The organism is Streptomyces misionensis, assembly GCF_007896895.1.
GTDB classification, from domain to species: domain Bacteria; phylum Actinomycetota; class Actinomycetes; order Streptomycetales; family Streptomycetaceae; genus Streptomyces; species Streptomyces misionensis_A.
Genome location: NZ_VOGW01000044.1, coordinates 70,334 through 74,660 on the forward strand (window position 1 = coordinate 70,334; position 4,327 = coordinate 74,660).

Annotated in this window: 2 protein-coding genes; both read left to right on the forward strand. The window is 75.8% G+C overall.

The genetic code is table 11. The features are described from left to right. On the forward strand, window positions 1-3,539 hold a 3,539-nt coding region (locus FRZ03_RS08200; RefSeq protein WP_261398717.1), incomplete at its 5' end, for an amino acid adenylation domain-containing protein. Between the two features lie 58 nt (window positions 3,540-3,597). After that, a partial coding sequence (locus FRZ03_RS08205) for a condensation domain-containing protein (RefSeq protein WP_261398718.1) occupies window positions 3,598-4,327 on the forward strand: 730 nt, incomplete at its 3' end.

The following is a 4,327-nucleotide window of genomic DNA, read 5'->3' on the forward strand; positions in this document are numbered from 1 at the left end:
AACTGCCGCACTACGCCGTTCCCTCCGACTTCGTCGTCCTGGACGCCCTCCCGGTCGGCGTCTCCGGCAAGCTGGACCGGGGCGCCCTGCCCGATCCCGAGCGGTCCCGCTCGGCCGGGGACCCCGGGGGCGGCGCGCCGCGCGACGAGACCGAGCGGCTCGTGGCCGAGGTGTGGGCCGAGGTCCTCGGAGTGGACCGGATCGGCATCGACGACAGCTTCTTCGACCTGGGCGGCCACTCCCTGCTCGCCACCATGGCGGTCTCCCGGATCGCCGGGCGGCTCGGGCGGGACATCGAGTTGCGCACCCTCTTCGAGCACCCGACCGTGCGCGGCTTCGCCCCCCGCGTCGCCGGCGCCCGCGCGTCGGGCACCACCGACGTGGTGCCCGTGGACCGCGCCCGGCCGCTGCCGCTGTCCTTCGCGCAGGAACGCCTCTGGTTCCTGGACCGCACCTCCGACCGCGGCGACTCCTATCTGCTCTGGTACTGCCACCGGGTGCGCGGCGGACTCGACCGCACCGCCTGGCAGCAGGCCCTGGACGACCTGGTGGCCCGGCACGAGGTGCTGCGCACCGCGCTGATCGAGTCCGACGGCCGCCCCGTGCAGCAGGTCTGCGACCCCATGGCGGTCCCGCTGCACTGGGAGGCGGCGCCCGCGGGCCCGGACGTGGCCGCCCGGCTGGACGCCGTACGGCGGCGGGCCGCCGACCTCGCCACGCGCCGCTTCGACCTCGCCCGGCCGCCGCTGCTGCGGGCCGGCGTGTGGGAACTGGCCGAGGACGACCACGTGGTCCTGCTCGCCCTGCACCACGCCGTCACCGACGGCTGGTCCAAGGGCGTCCTGCTGGACGAACTCGCCCGGCACTACACGGCCCGGCGGGCCGGGCGCGCCGCCGGACTGCCGCCACTGCCCGTGCAGTACGGCGACTTCGCCGTCTGGCAGCGCGAGCGCGCCGACAGCGGCGCCCTGCAGGACCAACTCGCCTACTGGGAAAGGACCCTGGAGCAGGCGCCCACCCTGGACCTGCCCGCCGACCGGCCCCGCCCGGCCGTGTTCGCCGGCCGGGGCGGCGCGGTCGAGGTCGAGCTGCCCGCAGGGCTCGTGGCGCGCGTGGACGCCCTCGCCCGCGACCGCGGCGCCACCCGCTTCATGGTGCTGCTGGCCGCCGCCCAGGCCGTGCTGTCCCGCTGGTCCGGGCAGACCGACGTTCCCGTGGGCACCCCCGTCGCCGGCCGCGGACGCCTCGAACTGGAGCCGCTGATCGGCTTCTTCGTCAACACCGTCGTCCTGCGCACGGACCTGTCGGGGCGCCCCACCTTCGCCGCGCTGGTGGACCGGGTGCGGGACGTCGTGCTGGGCGCCTTCGACCACCAGGAGGTGCCGTTCGAGCGGGTCGTGGAGCGGCTGCGCCCCGAACGCGACCTGTCCCGCAACCCCCTGTTCCAGGTCATGGTGGACGTCCAGGACGGCTCCACGGGCGGCTCCGGACTGCCGGGACTCGACACCACCGATTTCCAACTGCCCTGGGAGTCGGCGAAGTTTGACCTCACGGCCACCTTCGTGGTGCGCCCCGGCGGCTTCGCCCTGAACGTCGAGTACGCCGCCGACCTGTTCGAGGCGGCCACCGCCACCCGCTTCGCCCGCCATGTCGGCCTGCTGCTGGAGGCCCTCCTCGCCGACCCCGGCGCCCGCGTCGACGCCGCCTGTCTGCTGTCCCCGGGGGAGCGCGACGTCCTGGTGGCGACCGCGGGCCGGGAGGTGCCGGCGGCGCCCCGGCTGCGGGTGACCGGCCGGCCGGACGACCCCGCCGTCGTCTGCGAGGGCACCACGCTGGACTACGCGCGGCTGGACGCCCTGACCGGCGGACTGGCCGCCGCGCTGGCCGACGGGGGAGTGGCCCCCGGCGACCCCGTCGGCGTCTGCGTCGCACGGGGCGTGTGGTCGGTGGCCGCGATGCTCGCCGTCTGGCGGGCCGGCGGCGTCTACGTCCCGCTCGACGCCCGGCTGCCCGAGGAACGCCTGCGCTACATGCTCCAAGAGGCCGGGGCACGGCACGTGGTGGCCGACGCGCACACCCGCGCCATCGTCACCGCCCTCGGGGTGGCGGCCGTCGCCGTGGAGGACGTGCGGCCCCGGCCCGACGGGCCCCGGCGGACCGCCGACCCCGGCGAGCTGGCGTACGTCATCTTCACCTCGGGCTCCACCGGCCGCCCCAAGGCCGTCGGCGTGGAGCACCACGCCCTCGACGCCCATGTGGCCACCGCCCGCGAACGGTTCGCGCTGACCGCGGACGACCGGGTGCTCACCTTCGCCTCGACCTCGTTCGACGCCTCCCTGGAACAGATCCTGCCCGCGCTGAGCACCGGCGCCACGGTGATCGTGCGCCCGGACGAGATCTGGGCCCCCGAGGAACTGGCCGAACGGGTCGCCGCCGAGCGGGTCACCGTCATGGAACTCACCCCGTCCTACTGGGCGGAACTGGTCTCCCGGCTGGACCGGCTGGCACCGCGCCTGGCGTCCCTGCGGCTGCTGGTGACCGGGGGCGAGGCGCTGCCCGCCGACCCGCTGGAGCGCTGGTTCGCGCACCTGCCCCGGGTGCCCGTGCTCAACACCTACGGGCCCACCGAGGCCGTGATCTCCGCCACCGCGCACACCGTCCGCGCCGTCCCGGACGGGCGGGTGCCCATCGGCCGGCCGCTGGGCGGGCGCCACGCCTATGTGGTCGACCCCTCGGGCGAACTCGCCCCGGCCGGTGTCCCCGGTGAACTCCTCGTCGGGGGAAGCGAGGTGGCACGCGGCTATCTCGGGCGGCCGGGGCTGACCGCCGAACGGTTCGTGCCCGACCCGTTCGGCGCGCTCGGCGGCCGGCTCTACCGCACCGGCGACGTCGTACGCCGACTGCCCACCGGCGAGCTGGAGTTCCTCGGCCGCAACGACGACCAGGTGAAGATCCGCGGGTTCCGCGTCGAACCCAAGGAGGCCGAGGCGGTGCTGCGGCGGCACCCCGGGGTGCGGGGCGCGGCGGTCGTCGTACGCACCCTGCGCGGTGAGAGCGCCCTGGTGGGCTACGTCGTGGGCGACGGACTGTCCGAGGAGGCGCTGGAGACCCACTGCCGGACCGAACTGCCGCACTACCTGGTGCCGTCGGCGCTCGTCCTTCTCGACGCGCTGCCCCTGACCGTGCAGGGGAAGCTGGACACCGCCGCCCTGCCCGAGCCCGCCGCCCGCGAGCCGCACGCCTTCGTGGCACCGCGCACCCCGGCCGAGACCGTCGTCGCCCAGATCTGGTGCGAGGTGCTGGACCTGCCCCGGGTCGGCGTCCACGACGACTTCTTCGCCCTGGGCGGCCACTCCCTGCGCGCGGTGGCGGTCGCCTCCCGGCTGCGCACCGCCTTCGACTGCCCGCTCCAGGTCCGGGACCTCTTCGAACACCCCACGGTGGGCCGCCTCGCGGCCGAGGTGGAACGCCGGCTGCTGGAGCTGATCTCGCAGATGAGCGACGACGAGATCGACCTCTCGCTCACCGCCGACTTCTGAGGGCGCCACCGCCCCGAACCAGGCTTCTTCCCGACAGAGTTCAGATCGGAGTGCCCCCATGACCACATCCGACGTGCGCCCCGGCCCCGCCGCCACCGGCCAGGCCCCGGCCGGCGGGCTGTCCCCGGCCGCCCGGCGCCTGCTGGAGCAGCGGCTGCGCGGCCGGACCGCCGTACCCGACGACGGCCCGCGGCGGGTCCGGCCCCGCCCGGAGCGGATCCCGCTGTCGCCCGCGCAGCAACGCCTGTACTTCCTGGACCGCCTCGACCCCGGCGCCGCCACCTACCTGCTGCCCGCCGCCTGGCGCCTCACCGGCCCGCTGGACCTGCCCGCCCTGCGCGCGGCCGTCACCCGGCTGACCGCCCGGCACGAGCAGTTGCGGACCGTCTTCCCCGAGCACGAGGGCATCCCGCACCAGCGGATACTGCCGCCGGCCGCCGACTGCCTCGACGTGGTGGACGCCACCGCCCCGCCCGGCGCCGAGCGCGAGGGACGGCTGGCCGCCGCCGCGCACACCGCCGCGCTGCGCCCCTTCGACCTCGCCCGGGAACCCGCCTTCCGGGCCACCCTCGTCCGCGCCGCCGACGACGACCATGTGCTGGTCCTCGGCATGCACCACATCGTCTCCGACGGCTGGTCCCTCGGCCTGATCGTCCGCGACCTGACCGAGCTGTACCTGGCCGAGACCGGGGGCCGCCCCGCCGATCTGCCCGAACTTCCCCTGGACTACGCGGACTACGCCTTCTGGCAGCGGGCCGCCGACCAGTCCGCCGCCCTCGACCACTGGC